Here is a 20,183-nt window from a genome sequence, read left to right as displayed (position 1 = left end):
CCGCGTCCCCGAAACGTGCGTCAGGAGCAAATTCGTCTCATGTTCTCAGGTTCCATCCCCGCATTGGTCACGCCGTTCGATGCGCAGGGCGATTTCGTCGAGTCGGCATATCGTGATCTGATCGAATGGCAGATCGCCGAAGGCTCTTCCGCGCTGGTGCCGTGCGGCACCACCGGCGAAGCGGCGACGCTGACCAAGGAGGAGCAGTTCGCAATCGTGCGCGTCTGCGTCGATCAGGCGAAGGGCCGCGTGCCGGTGATCGCCGGGGCGGGATCAAACGACACGCGCGTCGCCGCCGCGAACCTGCACGCCGCGCGCGACGCGGGGGCGGATGCGGCGCTGATGGTGCCGCCTTATTACAATCGCCCGTCGCAGGAGGGGATCTTCCGCCATTTCGAGGCCCTCGCCGCCGACACGCCCTTACCGATCGTATTGTATAACGTGCCGGCGCGGACCGTGACCGACATCCAGCCGGAAACGCTGACCCGCATCGTGTCGGCGTTTCCGAAGGTGTTCGTCGCGGTCAAGGACGCCTCGGGCGTGCTGACCCGCGTCTCGCAGCACCGCGCGGGGCTGGGGGCCGCTTTCTGCCAGCTGTCGGGCAACGACGATCTCGGGCTCGCCTTCAACGCCAACGGCGGGGTGGGGTGCATTTCGGTCACCGCCAATGTCGCGCCGCGGCTGTGCGCCGACTTCCAGCGCGCCTGCGCCGCCGGGGACTATGCCACTGCGCGCGAGATCCATGACGAGCTGTTCGCGCTCCACACGTCGCTGTTTACCGACGCGTCGCCCGGCCCGGTCAAATACGGTTTGACGAAGGTCCGTCCCGGCTTCCCCGACGGCCTGCGTCTGCCGATGACCTGGCCGTCCGAAGCGAGCCGCGCGGCGGTCGACGCCGGTCTGGCGCGCGCCGGGTTATAGGAGGCAGCGGTGACGGCGTTCTGGGTCCCGCTCCAGTTCGTCGTCGCCGGGCCATTGCTCGACAAGCCAGCCGTGCCCGACCCGTGTCGCGCCCCGACCGGCAATGATGTCGTCGTGTGCGGCCGTCGCCCCGATCCGGACCGCTTCCGGCTCCGCCCACTCACCGACCGCTACGACGCCGACGCGGCGGCACTCCCAAAAGCCGAAACCGCCATCCTCGGCGGCCGCGCGACGCTGGCGGCGGAAGCCGAGGCTGCCAGCGTCGGCGGCGCGCCCAGCAACCGTGCGATGATCCGCCTGAAGATCCCGCTCGGAAAATCTCGCCGTTAGCCGTTTGCCCCTCACGCCGGTCACGCCTACATCGCCCTCATGTCGCGTCCCAAACCCGCCACCTTCGACAAGAAGAAGATCGTCGCCGAGAACCGCCGCGCGCGCTTCGATTATGCGGTCGACACCACCTATGAGGCGGGAATCGTGCTCACCGGCACCGAGGTGAAATCGCTGCGCTTCGGCGAGGGCTCGATCGCCGAGAGCTATGCCGAGGTGAAAGGCGAGGAGGTGTGGCTGGTCAATTCGAACATACCCGAATTCAGCCACGGCAACCGCTTCAACCACGAACCCAAGCGACCGCGTAAACTGCTGCTTCACGAGCGCGAGATAAACAAGCTGCACGGCGCGGTCGCGCGGGACGGCATGACGCTGGTGCCGTTGATGATCTATTTCAACGGGCAGGGGCGCGCGAAGGTGGAACTGGCACTCGCCAAGGGGCGCAAGGCGCACGACAAGCGCGAGCATATCAAGGAGCGCGACTGGAAGCGCGAGGCCGGACGCATCCTGCGCGATCACGGCTGACCATGGCGACGCGGCCCGTGACCCTGTGGGAACGCGTGGCGGCGTGGAGCCGCCGCAACCTGCCAACGCGCGAGTCGATGGCGAACAGCCGCGTGCTTCGCCCGGTCGCGCACCGCGTGCTCGCACCGGAGCTATGGCGCTTCACGCGGCGCTCAGTGCCGCGCGGTGTGGCGCTGGGAATGTTCACCGGCATCCTTATACCGCTGGGGCAAATTCCGGCCTCGGCGGTGCTCGCGCTGCCGCTGCGCGCCAACGTGCCGGCGGCGGCGCTCACGACCTTCTTCACCAACCCGCTGACCACGCCCTTGTTGTTCGTGATGTACTACAAGGTCGGCAACTGGTTACTGCATCTTGATCGCTCCGTGCCCGGGCAGCCGCTGGGTGACGCGGTGCAGGCGGCGCCGGGCTGGATCGACTGGCTGTTGCAGGACGTTGGCCCAGCCACCGCCGTGGGGATGATGGTGTGTGCGCTGATCGGCGCGCTGCTTGGCTTTGGGCTGGCGGCGCTCCTGTGGCGGCTGTGGATCGCGCGCAAGTGGCGCCATCGTCGCCACGGTAACTAGCGCAGGCGATCACGGCTGGTTACAAACCGCGCATTCAGCGGCTTTCCCGAAGGATGCCTGGTAAATGCGTTTGGTAACCATCACCGTTTCATCGCTGTTCGCACTCGTTCCTGCCGCGCTCGTTGCGCAATCCGCCCAGCAGGCTGCTCCGGCGAGCGCCGCGGCTCCCACAGCCGATCGCCCAACCTACGGTACCTTCGGCTTCGACGCCGCAGGCATGGATCGTGGCGTGCAACCGGGTGACGATTTCTACGGCTTTGCGAACGGCACCTGGGCGAAGAACACCGCGATACCCGCCGACGAATCGAACTATGGCGCGTTTAACGTGTTGCAGGACCTGTCGCGCGAGCGCACGCGTTCGATTCTCGAGGCGGCGAAGAGCGACCCACGCTCGAAGATCGGCGCCGCCTATGCCGCCTTCCTCGACACCGATGCCATCGAAAATGCCGGACTGACGCCGATCCAGCCGTGGCTCGCCAAGATCCGCAAGGTTGACAAGGCCGGCTATCCCGCGCTGCTCGCCGAGGCCGATCGCAACGGCGTCGATATTCCGTTCGGCCTTTACGTCGGACAGGACGACAAGGATCCGGACACCTATGCGGTCAACCTGATGCAGAACGGGCTGGGGATGCCCGATCGCGATTACTATCTGTCGACCGACGCCAAGTTGATGCAGACCAAGGCCGCGTATCAGGCGCACCTCGCCAAGCTGCTGACGCTGGCGGGCGAGCCGAACGGCGAGGCGCGCGCCGCCGCGCTGGTGGCGTTCGAAACGGAGCTGGCGCGCGTTCACTGGACCCGCATCGACAGCCGCGACGCCGACAAGACCTATAACAAGATGACGCTGGAGCAGTTGCGCCAGAGCGCGCCCGGCTTCGACTTCGCGACGTTCCTGAAGGCGGAGAAGGCGAGCGCGCCGACGTTGATCGTCGCGCAGCCGACCGCGATTGCCGGCACCGCGAAGCTGATCGCCGCCACGCCGATCGCGGTGCTGCGCGACCAGTTGCTGGTGCGGAGCCTAGACGGCTTCGCCGACGTGCTGCCCAAGGCGATTGACGCCGAGAGCTTCGCGTTCAACGGCACCGTCCTGAGCGGTACGCCGCAGCAGCGCGAGCGGTGGAAGCGCGGTGTCGCGTTCACCTCGGAGGCGCTGACCGACGAGGTCAGCAAGGTCTATGTCGCGCGCTATTTCCCGCCCGAGACCAAGGCGGCGGCGGACGAGATGGTCAAGAACGTGCTCGCCGCGCTCGGCCGCCGCGTCGAGAAGCTCGACTGGATGGCGCCCGAGACGAAGCAGAAGGCGCTGGCCAAGCTCGCCGCCTTCACCCCGCGGATCGGCTATCCCGACCAGTGGCGCGATTATTCGAACCTCGACGTCCGCGCCAACGATGCGTTCGGCAACATGCTGCGCGCCAATCAGTGGCGGCATGATTACAACGTTACCAAGCTCGGCAAACCGATCTACCGCTGGGAATGGGGCATGGCTCCGATGACGGTGAACGCGCAGGCCAATTTCGGCTTGGTCGCAATTACCTTCCCCGCTGCGATCCTCCAGCCGCCGTTTTTCGATCCCAAGGCCGACCCGGCGGTGAACTACGGCGGGATCGGGGCGGTGATCGGCCATGAGATCAGCCACCATTTTGACGACCAGGGCGCGAAATACGACAGCAAGGGCCGGCTGACGCAGTGGTGGACTGACGGGGATGTGCAGAAGTTCAAGGTGCTGAGCGAGCGTCTGGTCAAACAATATGACGCCTATGCGCCGCTACCGGGGATGCACGTGAAGGGCGAGTTGACGCTCGGCGAGAATAGCGCCGACCTCGCCGGGCTCGCTGCCGCGCACGACGCCTATGTGGCGACACTAGGCGGCAAGCCCGCGCCTGTGATCGACGGCTTCACTGGCGACCAGCGCTTCTATCTAGGCTGGGCGCAGGTATGGCGGCGCAACTATCGCGAGGCGAACCTCCGGCAGCGCCTGCTCACCGATCCGCACGCGCCCTCAGAGCAGCGCGGCAATATCGTTCGTAACATGGACCCATGGTACTCCGCCTATAATCCGCAGCCCGGTCAGAAGCTTTATCTCGCGCCTGACGCGCGGGTACGAATCTGGTGATCGGCTGAACGACGGTGATGCGGCTCGCCACGATCGAGAGAAAACGCCGGTGGCTCGACGGCGGAGTTGCCGCGCTGGCGATCGCGGGGGTCGCCGGGATGGCAGCCGCCGCGCTGATCCTGTGGCTGGTTGGCGACGCCACGGTCGCCGGCGGCTTCCTGGCGGCGGCGCTGGTGCTGGCCGGAGCGGGGATCTCGATCCTTCGGCTGCGGCGTGGCACCAACGGCGCCGTCTCGGTCGCGTATGATTGGGAATTGCTCCGCGTGATGGCCGAATCGAGCCCGGACGGCGTTGCGATCACCGATCGTGGCGGGCGTCTGGTTTGCGCCAACGATCATTACGAGCAGCTTTTCGCCGGCTTCCCAACCCCGCCGTCGTTGCCGTTGGCGGGTGACGGTGCCGGTGAACTGGAGGTTGCGGGCCGCACCGCATGGCGCGACGGAGCGGCGCGGGTGACACTGAAAGGCGCCGTGGGCGCGATCGAGGCGACGATTACCCGTGCCGGACAGCAGCAGGACGTGCTGGTGTGGCGCTTCGCCGGCCGTACGGTGTCACCGGGGCTGCCCGCCCGGCTGATGGAAGCGCTTGACGGCGTGCTCGGCGCGCAACTCGGCGCCGCCGGAGTGATGGCGGCGCTCATCACCGCCGAGGGCTATGTCATTTCCGCCAACGCGGTGCTCAAGACGCGCGCTGCCGCGTCTGTCGATCAGCCGATCATCGGCGAGGATCTTGCGCGATTTCTCGCCGAGGATCAGGCCGGGCTGGTGCGGTTCGTCGCGGAGGGGAATGCCGCAAACCCGCTGCGGCTGATCCAGATCCCGCTGGCCGACGATCCTGATGCACCGATCCTGGTGGCACTCGTCGACAGCGACCCTGCGATCGGTGGCGGGACGGGCGATGGGATCGAGGCGCTGCTCATGCTGATGCCGTTCGGGGTCGCGCTGGTCGATCGCGAGGGGCGCTTCCTTCAGATGAACAGCGCGTTTGCGCGCGCCGCGAACGTGAACGCTGCCGCGCCGCCGATCTACCCCGGTGATCTGGTGGTACGGGAGGACAAGAGCGCGGTCGCCGATGCGATACGACGCTTCGCGAGCACCTCCGCGCGCTCAACCGATCTCGCCGTTCGCCTCAAGGATCATCCCGATGAGCCGGTGGCACTGTCGATCGCCGCCGCGCGTGGTTTGGGCGATGCGGCGGTGCTGCTCAGCCTCAAGGATAATGGAGAGGAAAATCGTCTGAAGCGCGAGGTGGCGCAGGCGACGAAGATGCAGGCGGTCGGGCAGCTCGCCGGCGGTGTGGCGCACGATTTCAACAACATACTTACCGCGATCATCGGCCACTGCGATCTGATGCTTATGCGCCACTCCCCGGGCGACAGCGACTACGACGACATTCAGCAAATTCGCGCCAATTCGAACCGCGCCGCCAGTTTGACGCGGCAGTTGCTCGCGTTTTCACGCCAGCAGACTCTGCGCCCGCAAGTGTTGCAGTTGCCCGACGTCGTCTCCGAGGTCTCAAACCTGCTCCGCCGCCTGATGGGTGAGACGGTGACCATGGAGGTCAAACACGGTCGCGATCTCGGTCCGGTGCGCGCCGATCCCGGGCAGCTTGAGCAAGTCGTCGTCAATCTCGCAGTGAACGCGCGCGATGCGATGCTCAGCACCGGGAACAGCGGCAAGCTGACGATTCAGACCCGTGCGGTGCCGATCGCCGAGATACGTCGTCGTGGTGACATCGTTCCGACTGGCGACTATACTGCGCTTGAGATCTCCGACACCGGGACGGGTATTCCGCCCGACGTATTGCCCAAGATCTTCGAGCCGTTCTTTACCACCAAGGAGGTGGGAAAGGGGACCGGTCTGGGGCTTTCCACCGTCTATGGAATCGTGAAGCAATCGGGCGGCTTCATCTTCGCCGACTCGCGACCGGGACGCGGCGCGACCTTCACGATCTATCTGCCGGTTCATACCGCGGGAGTTGCCGATGCCGTAACCGTAGCGGCACAGGCAAAGCAGGCGGCACGGCATCGTTCAGGCGATCTGTGGGGCAGTGGCACGATCCTGCTTGTGGAGGACGAGGACATGGTCCGCGCGGTTGCCGAACGCGCGCTGGCGCGGCAGGGTTATACCGTTCTCGCCGCCGAGAATGGCGAGGCGGCAATGGAGCTGATGCAGGGTGTCGACCGTCCGGCGCTGGTAATCTCGGACGTGATGATGCCGTTGATGGACGGCCCGACGCTCGCGCGTCAGCTCCGCAAGATTCACCCCGGTATCCCGATCCTGTTCATGTCGGGCTATGCCGAGGAGCAATTGCGGCGCTCGATCGACCTGGACAACGTTGCCTTTCTCCCGAAGCCCTTCTCTGTTCAGCAGCTTGCCGAGGCGACCCGCGACGCGCTGGTCGCGCAGGAGGAGGCGTCCCGTGGCGGCACCTGACAGCGGTTGCGCGCACGCGCGAGCGCGCTATGGCGTTTTGCTATGACGATGCGTGTGCTTTTGGTCGAAGACGAACCGTTAATCGCGATGATGCTTGAGGATTTTCTCGATGCGCTCGACAAGGCCCATGCGGGCACCGCCGACAGCGTCGCCTCGGCGTTGCCGATGGTCGAGGCGGGCGGCTTCGACGCTGCGATCCTCGACGTCAACCTGCGTGGCGGTGAGAAGAGCTTTGCGATCGCCGATGCGTTGGCGGAGCGCAACATCCCCTTCGTGTTCGCTACGGGCGGCGGCGGGGAGGAGATCGCACCGACGCACCGCGCCCGTCCGCGCCTCGCCAAGCCGTTCACGATCGACGGCGTCGACAAGGCGCTCAGCGAACTCGCCTGACGCATAATACTTGCGCAACGCCCGTCTTCGGCGACATAGGCGTGCGCATCATGACCCATACCTTCGACAAGTCCCGCCTGCCGAGCCGCCACGTGTCGGTCGGCCCCGAACGCGCGCCGCACCGCAGCTATTATTACGCGATGGGCCTCTCAGAAGAGGAGATCGCCCGCCCGTTCGTCGCGCTCGCCTCGGCTGGTAACGACAGCGCGCCGTGCAACACCACGCTCAATGCGCAGGCTGATGCCGCGCGGCGCGGCGTCGAGCAGGGCGGGGGTATGCCGCGCCGCTTCAACACGATCACCGTCACTGACGGGATCGCGATGGGGCACCAGGGGATGAAGTCCTCGCTGGTCAGCCGCGAGGTGATCGCCGATTCGGTCGAGCTGTCGGTGCGCGGCCATTGCTATGACGCGCTCGTCGGCTTCGCCGGGTGCGACAAGTCGTTGCCCGGGATGATGATGGCCATGCTCCGGCTCAACGTGCCGTCGATCTTCGTCTATGGCGGCTCGATCCTGCCCGGCCGTTTCCACGATCGCGACGTAACCGTCGTCGACGTCTTCGAGGTCGTCGGCAAATATGCGGCGGGCGCATGCCCGCTCTCTGAGGTGCACGAGCTGGAGAAGGTGGCGTGCCCCGGTCACGGTGCATGCGGCGGACAGTTCACCGCCAACACGATGGCGTGCGTCGGCGAGGCGATCGGCCTGTCGCTCCCCAACAGCAACATGGTTCCGGCGCCGTTCACCACGCGCGAGCAGATCGCCGTCGCGGCCGGCGCGCAGGTGATGGAGTTGGTCGCGCGCAACCTGCGCCCGCGCGACATCTGCACACGCAGCGCCTTCATCAACGCCGCGCGCGTCGTGGCGGCGACCGGCGGCTCGACCAACGCTGCGCTTCACCTGCCAGCGATGGCGAGCGAGGCCGGGATCGACTTCGACCTGTTCGACGTCGCCGAAGCCTTCAAATCAACGCCTTACATCGCCGACCTCAAGCCGGGCGGAAAGTATGTCGCTAAGGATATGTACGAGGCCGGCGGCGTGTACATGCTGATGAAGACGATGCTCGCCGGTGGGTTGCTCGACGGCGAGTGCCTGACCGTGACCGGCAAGACGCTCGGCGAGAACATCGACGAGGTGACCTGGAACCCCGACCAGAAGGTCATCTACGACGTGGCGACCCCGATCACCCCGACCGGCGGCGTCGTCGGCCTGCGCGGCTCGCTCGCCCCGGACGGCGCGATCGTCAAGGTCGCCGGCATGCACCGCCTGCAGTTCGAGGGACCGGCGCGTTGCTTCGACTGCGAGGAGGAGGCCTTCGCCGCGGTCGAGGCGCGGCAGATCAACGAGGGCGAGGTCATCATCATCCGCTACGAAGGCCCGAAGGGCGGGCCGGGGATGCGCGAGATGCTCTCCACCACCGCCGCGCTCTACGGGCTCGGCATGGGCGAGAAGGTCGCGCTGATCACCGACGGGCGCTTCTCGGGCGGGACGCGCGGCTTCTGCATCGGCCATGTCGGGCCGGAGGCCGCCGACGGCGGTCCGATCGCACTGGTCGAAGACGGCGACCCGATCCGTATCGACGCCGAGGCGGGGACGATCGACCTGCTCGTCGACGAGGCACTGCTCGCTGAGCGCCGCGCGCGCTGGCAGGCGCGAGAGAACGACTATGGCGCCGGAGCCCTGTGGCGGTACGCGCAGAACGTCGGCCCGGCGTACAAGGGCGCGGTGACGCACCCCGGTGCCAAGGCGGAACGGCACGTCTTCGCGGATATCTAAGTTTCGTCATCGCGAGTGGAGCAACGTAATCCAGGGCGTCGCGCGAAACGCGGTATTATGGCGCTCCGCTCGCAATGACGGCTGATCCAGCAGCCGCTACTGTTCGAACGAGCCTGCCGCTTCAAACGAACCACTTCACGCCGCCGGCCGCAGCGGGTAGGCGGCGTGGATGATCCCGATCGCCGGAACGCCCGTGCTCACCGCCGCCGAGATGCGCGCGGCGGAAGATGCCGCCATCGCCGCCGGCACCAGTGTCGACACGCTGATGCAGCGCGCCGGGGCAGGGGTCGCGGACGCGGTGCGGCGGCTCGCCGGCGTCAACGACGTGCTGATCCTGTGCGGCCCCGGCAACAACGGTGGTGATGGCTATGTCGCCGCCGCCCGGCTTCATGCCGCCGGCCGCTCGGTGCGAGTCGCCGCCTCGTCCGAACCCCGCACCCCCGCCGCGATCGCCGCGCGCGCCTTATGGACCGGCACGGTCGAGCCGCTCGCCTCCGCCGCGGCCGCGCCGGTGCTGGTCGACGCGCTGTTCGGCACCGGCCTGTCGCGCGCGCTCGACGCCGAGACAGGGTCGGCGCTCGATCGGCTGTCACGATTCGCAAATCTCACCATTGCCGTCGATGTGCCGAGCGGTGTCGCCACCGACGACGGCGCTGTTTTCGGCGACGTGCCCGCCTTCCATGTCACGCTCGCACTCGGCGCGGCGAAGCCCGCCCATTTGCTCCAGCCCGCCGCCGCGCGCTGCGGCACGGTGCGGATCGTCCCGATCGGCATCGCGACCGACAGCGCCACGCAGGTCCTCGCACGCCCCGATCTCTCCGCTCCGCCGGCGGACGCGCACAAGTTCACGCGCGGGATGGTGGCGGTGGTGCGCGGGCGGATGGCTGGCGCGGCGCAACTCGCCGCCAGCGCGGCGATGCACGCGGGGGCGGGCTATGTCGAATTGCTCGGCGCCACGATCCCCGGCGCGCCGCACGCGCTGGTCCGCCGGCGCCTCGATGCCGAGGCGCTCGCCGATCAGCGCGTCGGTGCCGTGCTGATCGGCCCCGGGCTCGGCCGCGACGACGACGCGCGCGCGCTGCTCGAACAGGCGCTCGCCACCGACCATCCGCTGGTCGTCGACGGCGACGCGCTCCACCTCGTCACTCCCGAACGGGTGCGCGCGCGAAGCGCGCCGCTGATCCTCACGCCGCACGCGGGCGAGTTCGCCGCATTGTTCGGCGCGCCGGCCGGCAGCAAGCTCGCCGCCGCGCGCGACGTCGCAGTCCGCGCGCAAGCGACGATTGTCTTCAAGGGTCCCGATACCGTCATCGTCGCCCCTGACGGTCACGCGATCATTGCCGGCGCGGCGACCTCGTGGCTGTCGACCGCCGGCAGCGGCGATGTGCTGGCCGGCGCGATCGCCGCGATGCTCGCCGCCGGCCGGACGCCGCTCGACGCCGCCGCGGCGGGTGTCTGGCTTCACGCCGAGGCCGCCCGCCGGCTCGGCCCCGCCTTCATCGCCGACGATCTCGCTATCGCACTTTCCGGAGCCCGCGCATGACCACGATCGTCCGCGTCGCCGCGCGCGGCGAAGGCATCGCCAGCGACGGCCGCCATGTCGCGCTCGCCGCCCCCGGTGACACGCTGACCGCGGAGGGCACGATCGTTCCCGGCCCGCATCACAGCGCCCCGCCGTGCCGCCATTATCCCGAATGCGGCGGTTGCCAGCTCCAGCATCTCGACGACGAAAGCTGGTCGGCGTTCATCACCGATCGCATCGCCGGCGCACTCGACGCGCAGGGCGTGGATGCCCCGATCCGCGCGCCCGCGCTTTCGCCGCCGCGCACGCGCCGCCGCGCCTCACTGCATGTCGAGCCATCGGGCCGGATCGGCTTCACCGCCGAGCGCAGCCACCAAATCGTTGATCTTCACGAATGCCATGTGCTCGCGCCCGCGCTGTTCACGCTGGTCCGTCCGCTCAAGCGCCTGCTCCCAACCTTCAAGGCGAAGCGCCGGCTCGACGTTCATCTCACGCTCGCCGATCAGGGGGTCGACGTGCTGGTGAAGGGCGTCGCGCCGGAGGGGCTTGCACATCACGATGCCCTCACCGCCTTCGCGCAGGCGAACGGCGTCGCGCGCGTCGCGTTGGACGATGGCATGGGTCCGGAGGTGCGTTGGGAGCCGGAGCCGGTGTCGATCACGCTCGGCGGCGTCGCGGTGCCGCTGCCACCGGGCGCGTTCCTGCAAGCGACCGTCGAGGGCGAGGCGGCGCTGGTCGCGGCAGCGCGCGAGGCGGTGCAGGGCGCGCGGATCGTCGCTGATCTGTTCGCCGGGCTCGGCACCTTCGCGCTGTCGCTCGACGCACGCGTCTATGCCGCGGAAGGTGCACGCGACGCGATCATGGCGCTCAAGGCCGCGGCCGGACGAGCGCAGCGACCGGTGTTCACCGAGCATCGCGACCTGTTCCGCCGTCCGCTGACCACAGCCGAACTCGACCGCTTCAACGCGGTCATCCTCGACCCGCCGCGGGCCGGGGCACGCGAGCAGGTGGTGCATCTCGCCGCTTCAAAGGTGGCGACGATCGGCTATATATCCTGCAATCCTAGCAGCTTCGCGCGTGATGCGCAGGAATTGTGCAAAGCCGGCTATACGCTCGATTGGGTACAGCCGGTTGGTCAGTTCCGCTGGTCGACGCACGTTGAGCTGGCGTCGCGCTTCAGCCGGTCGCCGTCGTAGAGCGCCTTCACGAAGAACAGCCCGTCGGGCGGCGCGTTGAGCCCAAGCCGCCCGCGATCGGCAGCGCGCAACGCGTCGACAAGATTGTCGATCGACCACCGGCCCATCCCGACCAGCGCGAGGCAGCCGACCATAGAGCGCACCTGATGGTGGAGAAAAGACCGTGCCTCGACCCGCGCGATCACTCGCTCGCCATCGCGCGTCACCTCGAACCAGTCGATCGACTTAAGCGGGCTCGCCGCCTGGCAATGCGCCGAGCGGAAGGTGGTGAAGTCATGCGCGCCGACCAGCCGCTGCGCCGCCGCGTGCATCGCCGCTGCGTCGAGCGGCTGCGGGATCTGCCACGCCAGCCCTTTCTCGACGGTCAACGGCGAACGACGGTTTACGATCCGATATTCATAAGACCTTGCAAGGCACGAAAAACGCGCATGAAAATCCTCCGGCACTTCGACGCAATCGAGGATCGCGACCGGCGTTGGCCGCAGTCGCGCGTTGAGCGCTTCGCTCAGGCGAAACGCACCGATCGGCTTGGCGATGTCCAGATGCGCGCGCATCCCCAGTCCGTGCACGCCGGCATCGGTACGCCCGGCGCAATGTACGACGACCTGCTCGCCGGTCACCGCGAGCGCCGCATCTTCGATCGCCTGCTGCACGCTCGGCCCATGCGCCTGCCGCTGCCAGCCCATGAACGGCCGGCCGTCGAACTCGACGGTCAGCGCATAGCGCGTCACAGCCGTGTGCCGACCGGAACCGGAAAACCGCGCAATAACTCCGCCACGCTCATCACGCCGCGTCCGGCGCGCTGAACCCGCGTCGGCCGGATCGCCGCGTTGCCACACGCGATCGTCAGCGTGTCGTCGAGCACCTCACCCGGCGGCCCGTAACGCTCCGCCCGCACGGCTTCGAGCACCTTCACCCGTTCACCCTGATGCTCGAAGAACGCGCCGGGCACCGGACAAAAGGCCGCGACCTGCCGCACGATCTGCGCGGCGTCGCCACCGAAGTCGATCCGCGCCTCGTCCTTGCGGATCTTCTCGGCATAGGTGATGCCTTCCGTCGGCTGCGCGACGGGCGGGTAGGCGTCAGGGTCGAGCAACACCTCCACCATCAACCGCGCACCCATCAGCGCAAGTTCGTCAGTCACTTGTCCGGCGTTCTTGCCATCGATCGAGGTCCGCCCCTCCAGCCGCACCGGCCCAGTATCCAGCCCGGTCTCCATCTGCATGATCCCGACTCCGGTCTCCACATCGCCGGCAAGGATCGCCCGCTGCACCGGTGCCGCTCCACGCCAGCGCGGCAGTAGCGAACCATGGACGTTGAGGCATCCCAGCTGCGGGGCGTCCAGCACGGCACGTGGCAGAATCAGTCCGTAAGCCGCAACGACCGCCACGTCGGCCTCATGCGCCGCGAACGTCGACTGCGCTTCGGCGTCGCGCAGCGTCACCGGCGTCAGCACCGGCACACCCAGCGCCTCGGCCCGGACATGCACCGGCGAGCGCACCAGCTCGCGCCCACGCCGGCCGCCCGGTCGCGGCGGCTGGCAGTACGCTGCCACGACGTCATGCCCTTCCGTCACCAAAGCTTCCAACGTCGGCACTGCGAACGCCGGGGTTCCCATGAAGATGATCCGCATCGCTCCTCTCGACACGCTGGCGGCGCGGCGCGCAACCCCCTATCTGTTCCGCATGGCATCCCCCGAGATCGAGGCGCTGACGAGCGCGCTGGCGCGGCTCCCCGGTTTCGGCCCGCGCTCGGCGCGACGCGCGGTGCTCCACCTGCTGAAGCGTCGCGAGGCGTCGCTTGCGCCGTTGCGCGCGGCGTTGACGGCGGTGGAGGAACGCCTCGCAACCTGCGGAATTTGCGGCAATGTCGATACCAGCGACCCGTGCCAGATCTGCGCCGACCCGCGCCGCGATCCGCGGAGCCTGTGCGTGGTCGAGGATGTCAGCGACCTGTGGGCGCTGGAACGCGGCAGACTTTTTCCCGGCCGCTTCCATGTGCTTGGTGGACGGTTGTCGGCGCTGGAGGGCGTTCGTCCGGAGGACCTTGCGATCGAGGGGCTGATCGCGCGCGTCGCCGGTGGCGCGGTTGACGAGGTAGTGCTGGCGATGAATGCCACGCTGGAGGGGCAGACCACCGCGCATTATCTCGCCGAGCGGCTGGAACGCTATCCGGTTCGGCTCACGCAGCTGGCGCACGGCCTGCCGGTTGGCGGTGAGCTCGACTATCTCGACGAAGGGACGCTCGCACAGGCGCTGCGCGCACGGCGCCCGGTCGCTTGACGGGCCGGCGACGCGCTTCTAGCCCCGCGCCATGGCCATTCTCCCGATCGTAGAAGTCCCCGATGCGCGCCTGCGCGAGACAGCAGAAGCCGTTGCGGAGGTGAACGATACCGTCCGCGCAACCGTCGCCGATATGTTCGAGACCATGTACGATGCGCATGGCATCGGGTTGGCGGCGGTGCAGGTCGGCATCATGCAGCGGATCGTCGTCATCGACCTGCAGGAGCGCGAGCTGGAAGAAGGCGAGCCGCGCGAAGCGGCACGCGACCCACGCGCCTTCATCAACCCCGAACTAACGTGGCTTAGCGAGGAAACCTCCAGCTACAACGAAGGCTGCCTGTCGATCCCCGAGCAATATGCCGAGGTCACGCGGCCGACGCGCTGCCGCGTGACATGGCTCGACACCGAGGGCGCGCGGCAGGAAGCCGAGTTCGATGGCTTGATGTCGACATGTATGCAGCACGAGATCGATCATCTGAACGGCGTGCTGTTCATCGACCATATTTCGCGGCTGAAGCGCGGGATGCTGCTCAAGAAGCTCGACAAGCTCCGTCGCGGCTGATCGCGAGCGGCCAGCGCGGCAATTAACGGTTGTCGCCGCCCGGTCGTTCGATCTATGTTCCGGGCATGATCGAATATGTCCTCGTCGCGCTGATCGCACTCGCGCTCGGCGCCCTGCTTGGTTGGCTGGCGGGCCGCCGCGAGGCTGATGGCTTCCGCCGCGAACGCGACGCGCAGGTCGAGCAGTTCAAGCGCGCGATCACCGACTTGGCGAGTGCCGAGGAACGCGCCCGCGCCGCTGAGACGCTCCGCACCGAACTGACACAGGCGCGCGACGAGCGCGAGGCAGCGCGATTGCAGGTTTCGCGGCTGGAGGCGGAGGGCCGTGCCGCCGAGCAACGCATCACCGATCTGCGCGCGGCCGCCGACGAAATGAGCCTGCGCTTCCGCGAGGTTGCACAAAACGCGCTTGGCGACGCGCAGAAGCAATTTCTCGAACGCGCCGAAGCGCGCTTCCGCCAGGCGGAGGAGCAATCGGGGCAGGGGCTTCGTGCGCTGCTTCAGCCGGTCAACGACCGCCTGCTCCGCTACGAGGAGGGTGTCGCGAAGATCGAGGCCGAGCGCCGCGATGCGTTCGGCGAGCTGCGCGGTCAAATTGAGGCGATGCGCGCCGGGCAGGAGCGCGTCTCGGGAGAGGCGGCCAAGTTGGTCAACGCGCTCCGTAACGCCCCTAAGGCGCGCGGGCGCTGGGGCGAGCAGCAGCTCCGCAACGTCCTCGAATCGTGCGGGCTCGCCGAGCACACCGATTTTCGCATGGAAGTGAGTGTCACTGGCGACGAAGGCGCGCGGCTTCGCCCGGATGCAATCGTCCGCGTGCCTGGCGGCAAGTCGCTGATCGTCGACGCCAAGGTGTCGCTCAACGCCTATCAGGACGCGTTCGGTGCGGTCGACGAGGCTGAGCGGCAACTCGGGCTTGCCGCGCACGCCGCCTCAATGCGCGCGCACGTCAACGCGCTGGGCGCCAAGGCCTATTGGACGCAGTTCGATGACGCGCCCGAGTATGTCGTGATGTTCGTCCCCGGCGAGCACTTTCTTTCCGCCGCGCTCGAACATGACGCCGGCCTCTGGGATTATGCGTTCGAGCGCCGCGTGCTGCTCGCGACGCCGACCAACCTGATCGCCATTGCGCGCACCGTCTCGGCGGTGTGGCGGCAGGAAAAGCTGGCACGCGAGGCGCAGGAGATCGGCGCGCTCGGCAAGGAACTCTATCAACGGCTGGCGGTGATGGGCGGGCATGTTGCGCGGCTCGGCAAGAACCTCGACACTGCGATGGGGGCGTACAACAGCTTCGTCGGCAGCCTCGAAAGTCAGGTGCTGACCAGCGCTCGCCGTTTCGAGTCGCTCAACATCGACACCGGTAACAAGACGATCGAGACATTGCCTGTCGGCGAACAGGCCGCACGTCCCTTGACCAAGCTCGTCGCGGTGGAAGATGCAGCGGAATAGCCCCATCGAAAGGGTGTAGGCGCTCGTTAGCGCCTGACTACAGCTCCGAGCCACGCCCATCTCCTGTCAGTCACCCGCGTCGCAAACGGACTTGAGAGCCTCGACCATCGCCGCCGCTACCGAGAGCAAGTCCTAGCACCGAAGAAACAATCAACCGTTCGACGGATGAGGCTAAATTTCAGATGGAGATACACACCGCTGAAACGAAGCTTCCGAGCTTCATCCGGTTCGCAACAGTTCCGGCTCTCAAGCCGAAATGGTGACCCCTACGAGAATCGAACTCGTGTTTTCGCCGTGAGAGGGCGACGTCCTAACCGCTAGACGAAGGGGCCGTACGCGGTGTGAGGCGCGCTGTTAGGCTGCAGGGTTGAGGGCGTCAAGCGACTTTCGTGCCATCCGCCAAAAAGATGCGCCGGCGACTGTCGCCGGCGCATCCGGACCTCACGCCGCCTTGCGACGCTCCGCCATCTCCGTGTTCAGCATCTCAGCCAGCAGGAAGGCCAGTTCGAGGCTCTGTCCGGCATTCAGACGTGGGTCGCAGTGCGTGTGGTAACGATCGGCCAAGCTCTGTTCGGTCACGTCGATCGCACCGCCGGTGCATTCGGTCACGTTCTGCCCGGTCATCTCGGCATGAATGCCGCCCGCATGCGTGCCCTCGGCGCGGTGCACCGCGAAGAAGCCCCGCACTTCGGCGAGGATGCGGTCAAACGGTCGCGTCTTGTAGCCGCTGGTTGCCTTGACGGTGTTGCCGTGCATCGGGTCGCAACTCCACACCACCGGATGTCCCTCGCGCTTCACCGCGCGAACGAGCCGCGGCAGATGCGCCTCGATCTGGTCGTAGCCATAGCGAGTGATGAGCGTCATCCGTCCTGGAACGCGCTGCGGGTTGAGCGTGTCGAGCATGCGCAGCAACGCATCCGGCTCAAGGGATGGGCCGCACTTGATGCCAATCGGGTTGCCGATCCCGCGCAGGAACTCGACGTGGGCCGAGCCGTCGAAGCGGGTGCGGTCGCCGATCCACAGGAAATGCGCCGACGTGTCGTACCAGTCGCCGGTCAGCGAATCCTGTCGGGTCAACGCCTCTTCGAACGGCAGCAGCAGCGCCTCGTGGCTGGTGTAGAAGGTCGTCTGGGATAGCTGAGGAACCGTGTCGGGGCTGATTCCGCAGGCCTCCATGAAGTCGAGTGCCTCGCCGATGCGGTCGGCGGTTTCGGCATATTTCTTCGCCCACGGACTGCGGCCCATGAAATCGTGGGTCCAGCGGTGCACCTGGTGCAGGTTCGCATAGCCGCCCTGCGCGAAGGCGCGCAGCAGGTTCAGTGTCGCCGCCGATTGCGCATAGGAGCGGATCATCCGCTCCGGATCCGGCACGCGCGACTCCGCGGTGAACGCAATGTCGTTGACGTTGTCGCCGCGGTAGCTGGGCAGTTCGACCCCATCGATCGTCTCGGTATTGGCCGAGCGTGGCTTGGCGAACTGCCCGGCCATGCGGCCGACTTTCACCACCGGCAGCTTCGAGGCGAAGGTGAGCACTACCGCCATCTGCAGGATGACGCGGAACGTGTCGCGAATGTTGTTGGGATGAAACTCCGCAAAGCTCTCGGCGCAATCGCCGCCCTGCAGAAGAAACGCCTTTCCTTCCGCAACCTTGGCGAGATCGGCGGTCAGGTTGCGCGCTTCCCCGGCAAAGACCAGCGGCGGAAACGAGGCCAGCCGCCGCGTCGCATCATCCAGTGCAGCGGCATCGGGATAGACGGGAAGCTGGCGCGCTTCGGCATTCGTCCAGCTATGCGGGGCCCATGTGGCCATGGTATTCATCCTTCCAAATAACGCCCGCGCCTTGAACCAACCGCCGACGGGCCGCAATCAACTTCCTCTTTACAATATCCCCGGATAGGCTCCGCCGTCGATAAGCAGGCTTTGTCCGGTGATGAAGCCAGATGAGGCGGCGCAGAGGAAGGCGCAGACATTACCGAACTCGTGCGGCTCGCCAAAGCGCTTGGCAGGAATTCGGTCGCGCGCAGTCGCGGCGGCGTGCTCGACCGAAACGCCGTTCTTTTCCGCGTTGAAGGCGTGCACGCCCGCCAGCCGTCGCGTGTCGAACAACCCGGGCAGCAGGAAGTTGATCGTGACGTTGGCGTGCGCGACCTGCCGCGCGACGCCGGCGAGGAAGCCGGTAAGCCCGACCCGCGCGCCGCTCGACAGATCGAGCCCCGGGAGCGGCGCCTTCACCGATCCCGAGGTAATGCACACGATCCGCCCGAAGCGGCGTTCGATCATGCCGTCGATCACCTTTTGCACCAGTCGAATCGGGGTGACCATGTTGGCGTCGACACCGGCGTGGATGGCGTCGGCGTCGAGCGCGCGGAAATCGCGCAGCGGTGGACCGCCGTTGTTGTTGACGAGGATGTCGACCTGCCCGTCGGCAGCGTCGATCAGCGCCCGCTGGACCTGCTCGTCGCCGATATCGCCCGCGACCGTTCGCACGATCGCGCCATCCGATCGGAGCGCGGCGGCGGTGTCGTCGAGCGCCGCGCTGTCGCGTCCGTTCAGGATCACAGTACATCCAGCCTGCGCCAAGGCGGTGGCGCAGGCCCGGCCAAGCCCGTGGCTCGATGCGCAAACAATCGCCGTCCGCCCTTTCAGCCCGAGATCCATGTCGACCGTCCTTTCCTAATCGTCAGCCCGGCAGCTTCCAGTCCCAGCCGAGTGGATCGCCGTCCATCACCTCCACGCCGCTGGCGGCGAGTTCGTCACGAATAGCGTCCGATCGCGCGAAATCCTTGGCCGCGCGCGCTTCCTTACGCTCGACAAGCCGTGCTTCGATCGCCGGCGCGTCGATCGTGGCGTCGGCAGGTCGGACCCGCAACGCCGCGCGGTCGAGCCGCGCAAGATCGAGCCCGAGCAGATCGTCGAACGCTTGCAGTGTCGCCAGACGATCGGCGGGCGATAACTGTTTGTCTCCCAGCAGCGCGTCCAGCACCGGCAGCGCGCGCGGTGTTGCAAGATCGTCGCTGAGCGCGGCGTCCAATTGAGCGACGTATGTGGGCGCACGCGAACCGCCGTCCTCGACGCCGCGGCTCCGCAGGCCCTCGATCGCATGAACCCAGCGCTTCAGCCGGACCTGCGCGGCGGTCAGATTCTCCCACGAGAATTCCAGCTCGCTGCGGTAGTGCGCCTGAAGACACATCAAGCGGTAGGAGAGGGGATGGAAGCCCCGCTCGACCAATCTCGCCAGCGTCAGGAACTCGCCCGACGATTTGCTCATCTTTCCCGTGCGATCGACGAGGAAGTTGTTGTGCATCCAGAAAGTCGCGCCGGTGTCGGGACATTCGCAATGCGCCTGATTCTGGGCGATTTCATTGGGATGGTGAATTTCGCGATGGTCGATCCCGCCGGTATGGATGTCGAAGGCCGGACCGAGATACTTTGCCGCCATCACCGAGCATTCGAGATGCCACCCCGGTGCGCCGCGGCCCCAGGGCGAGTCCCACTCCATCTGGCGCGTCTCGCCGGGCGGGGTGGCACGCCAGATCGCAAAATCCTGCGGATGCCGCTTGCCAGCGACCGTTTCGATCCGCGCGTGGGCTGCATCATCTGCCGCACCCGCCAGCCGACCATAGTCCGGCACGGTGGTCGTATCGAAATACAGGCCGTCATCAAGCTGATAACAGTGTCGCGCGGCGATTTGCTCGCCCCAGGCAATCATCTCGGCGACATGATCGGTAGCGAGCGGCATGTGCGTTGGCGTTCGGATATTCAGATCAACGAGGTTTTGCTTGAACGCGTCGGTGTAATATCTTGCAATCGCCCAGATATCGCGGCCGCTCGCCCGCGCGGCGGCCTCCATCTTGTCATCGCCGGCGTCCGCGTCGGAGGTCAGATGTCCGACGTCAGTGATGTTGATGACGTGGGTTAACGGCCATCCCTTCGATGCGATCGTCCTGCCAAGTGTGTCGGTGAACACATAGGCACGCAGATTGCCGACATGCGCATAATGATAGACGGTCGGACCGCACGAATAGATGCGAACGTTGCGCGGATCGAGCGGCTCGAACGGTTCGAGCATGCGCGAGAGGCTATTATAAAGGATCAGGGGAACGCCGGTCATGTCGCGCTCTTAGTCCGCT

Annotated in this window: 18 protein-coding genes and 1 tRNA gene; 13 read left to right on the top strand and 6 right to left on the bottom strand. The window is 66.9% G+C overall.

The window, feature by feature from the left end:
- Window positions 1-39 precede the first annotated feature (39 nt).
- The 10 genes from dapA to ACI2JO_RS17555 all read left to right on the top strand — a co-directional run bounded on the left by dapA (window position 40) and on the right by ACI2JO_RS17555 (window position 11,764).
- Window positions 40-921 carry a 4-hydroxy-tetrahydrodipicolinate synthase gene (gene dapA / locus ACI2JO_RS17600; protein ID WP_404721908.1) on the top strand — a complete coding sequence of 294 codons (882 nt, stop codon included), beginning with the start codon at window positions 40-42 and terminating at the stop codon, window positions 919-921.
- 9 nt (window positions 922-930) lie between these two features.
- A complete protein-coding gene (locus ACI2JO_RS17595) occupies window positions 931-1,251 on the top strand; it encodes a hypothetical protein (protein ID WP_404721907.1) in 321 nt (106 codons plus the stop codon).
- A 39-nt stretch (window positions 1,252-1,290) separates the two neighbouring features.
- Window positions 1,291-1,773 (top strand): SsrA-binding protein SmpB, encoded by a 483-nt coding sequence (gene smpB / locus ACI2JO_RS17590; protein ID WP_404721906.1) that lies wholly within the window; start codon window positions 1,291-1,293, stop codon window positions 1,771-1,773.
- 17 nt (window positions 1,774-1,790) lie between these two features.
- Window positions 1,791-2,336: a DUF2062 domain-containing protein gene (locus ACI2JO_RS17585; protein ID WP_404721905.1), complete on the top strand. Its 546-nt coding sequence runs from the start codon at window positions 1,791-1,793 to the stop codon at window positions 2,334-2,336.
- 64 nt (window positions 2,337-2,400) lie between these two features.
- Window positions 2,401-4,449 carry a M13 family metallopeptidase gene (locus ACI2JO_RS17580; protein WP_404721904.1) on the top strand — a complete coding sequence of 683 codons (2,049 nt, stop codon included), beginning with the start codon at window positions 2,401-2,403 and terminating at the stop codon, window positions 4,447-4,449.
- Between the two features lie 17 nt (window positions 4,450-4,466).
- Window positions 4,467-6,884 carry an ATP-binding protein gene (locus ACI2JO_RS17575; RefSeq protein ID WP_404721903.1) on the top strand — a complete coding sequence of 806 codons (2,418 nt, stop codon included), beginning with the start codon at window positions 4,467-4,469 and terminating at the stop codon, window positions 6,882-6,884.
- A 42-nt stretch (window positions 6,885-6,926) separates the two neighbouring features.
- A complete protein-coding gene (locus ACI2JO_RS17570) occupies window positions 6,927-7,274 on the top strand; it encodes a response regulator (protein ID WP_404721902.1) in 348 nt (115 codons plus the stop codon).
- Between the two features lie 50 nt (window positions 7,275-7,324).
- Window positions 7,325-9,046, top strand: a complete 1,722-nt coding sequence (ilvD, locus tag ACI2JO_RS17565; protein WP_404721901.1) for a dihydroxy-acid dehydratase — start codon at window positions 7,325-7,327, stop codon at window positions 9,044-9,046.
- A 169-nt stretch (window positions 9,047-9,215) separates the two neighbouring features.
- On the top strand, window positions 9,216-10,589 hold the full coding sequence (locus ACI2JO_RS17560; protein ID WP_404721900.1) for an NAD(P)H-hydrate dehydratase: 1,374 nt from the start codon (window positions 9,216-9,218) through the stop codon (window positions 10,587-10,589).
- Window positions 10,586-11,764, top strand: a complete 1,179-nt coding sequence (locus tag ACI2JO_RS17555) for a class I SAM-dependent RNA methyltransferase (protein WP_404721899.1) — start codon at window positions 10,586-10,588, stop codon at window positions 11,762-11,764. The genes ACI2JO_RS17560 and ACI2JO_RS17555 overlap by 4 nt, the downstream gene beginning before the upstream one ends.
- On the opposite strand, the gene truA is transcribed toward ACI2JO_RS17555, so the two are convergent.
- Together truA and fmt are read right to left on the bottom strand one after the other, a co-directional pair.
- Entirely contained in the window at window positions 11,704-12,495 is a 792-nt protein-coding gene (truA, locus tag ACI2JO_RS17550; RefSeq protein WP_404721898.1) for a tRNA pseudouridine(38-40) synthase TruA, read from the bottom strand. The genes ACI2JO_RS17555 and truA overlap by 61 nt on opposite strands.
- Window positions 12,492-13,397: a methionyl-tRNA formyltransferase gene (fmt, locus tag ACI2JO_RS17545; RefSeq protein ID WP_404721897.1), complete on the bottom strand. Its 906-nt coding sequence runs from the start codon at window positions 13,395-13,397 to the stop codon at window positions 12,492-12,494. Before fmt ends, truA begins: the two co-directional genes overlap by 4 nt.
- 52 nt (window positions 13,398-13,449) lie before the next feature.
- On the opposite strand from fmt, the gene recR reads away from it, so the two are divergent.
- The 3 genes from recR to ACI2JO_RS17530 all read left to right on the top strand — a co-directional run bounded on the left by recR (window position 13,450) and on the right by ACI2JO_RS17530 (window position 16,053).
- Window positions 13,450-14,046: a recombination mediator RecR gene (recR, locus tag ACI2JO_RS17540; protein WP_335308386.1), complete on the top strand. Its 597-nt coding sequence runs from the start codon at window positions 13,450-13,452 to the stop codon at window positions 14,044-14,046.
- 31 nt (window positions 14,047-14,077) lie between these two features.
- Complete coding sequence (gene def / locus ACI2JO_RS17535; protein WP_404721896.1) at window positions 14,078-14,608, top strand: peptide deformylase; 531 nt, start codon at window positions 14,078-14,080, stop codon at window positions 14,606-14,608.
- A 65-nt stretch (window positions 14,609-14,673) separates the two neighbouring features.
- The gene (locus ACI2JO_RS17530; protein WP_404721895.1) at window positions 14,674-16,053 is read left to right on the top strand and encodes a DNA recombination protein RmuC; all 1,380 of its coding nucleotides are present in this window, start codon (window positions 14,674-14,676) and stop codon (window positions 16,051-16,053) included.
- Between the two features lie 257 nt (window positions 16,054-16,310).
- On the opposite strand, the gene ACI2JO_RS17525 is transcribed toward ACI2JO_RS17530, so the two are convergent.
- The 4 genes from ACI2JO_RS17525 to cysS all read right to left on the bottom strand — a co-directional run bounded on the left by ACI2JO_RS17525 (window position 16,311) and on the right by cysS (window position 20,164).
- A tRNA-Glu gene (locus ACI2JO_RS17525) sits at window positions 16,311-16,385 on the bottom strand.
- A 109-nt stretch (window positions 16,386-16,494) separates the two neighbouring features.
- Entirely contained in the window at window positions 16,495-17,871 is a 1,377-nt protein-coding gene (locus ACI2JO_RS17520; protein ID WP_404721894.1) for a class II 3-deoxy-7-phosphoheptulonate synthase, read from the bottom strand.
- Window positions 17,872-17,931: 60 nt separating this feature from the next.
- Window positions 17,932-18,711, bottom strand: coding sequence for an SDR family oxidoreductase (locus tag ACI2JO_RS17515; RefSeq protein ID WP_404721893.1), 780 nt, complete (start codon window positions 18,709-18,711; stop codon window positions 17,932-17,934).
- 22 nt (window positions 18,712-18,733) lie between these two features.
- Window positions 18,734-20,164: a cysteine--tRNA ligase gene (cysS, locus tag ACI2JO_RS17510; protein ID WP_404721892.1), complete on the bottom strand. Its 1,431-nt coding sequence runs from the start codon at window positions 20,162-20,164 to the stop codon at window positions 18,734-18,736.
- Window positions 20,165-20,183 lie beyond the last annotated feature (19 nt).

The sequence above is a fragment of the Sphingomonas sp. NPDC079357 genome (assembly GCF_044901155.1).
Lineage (GTDB): Bacteria > Pseudomonadota > Alphaproteobacteria > Sphingomonadales > Sphingomonadaceae > Sphingomonas.
This window is presented reverse-complemented; position numbering and strand designations above follow the sequence as displayed.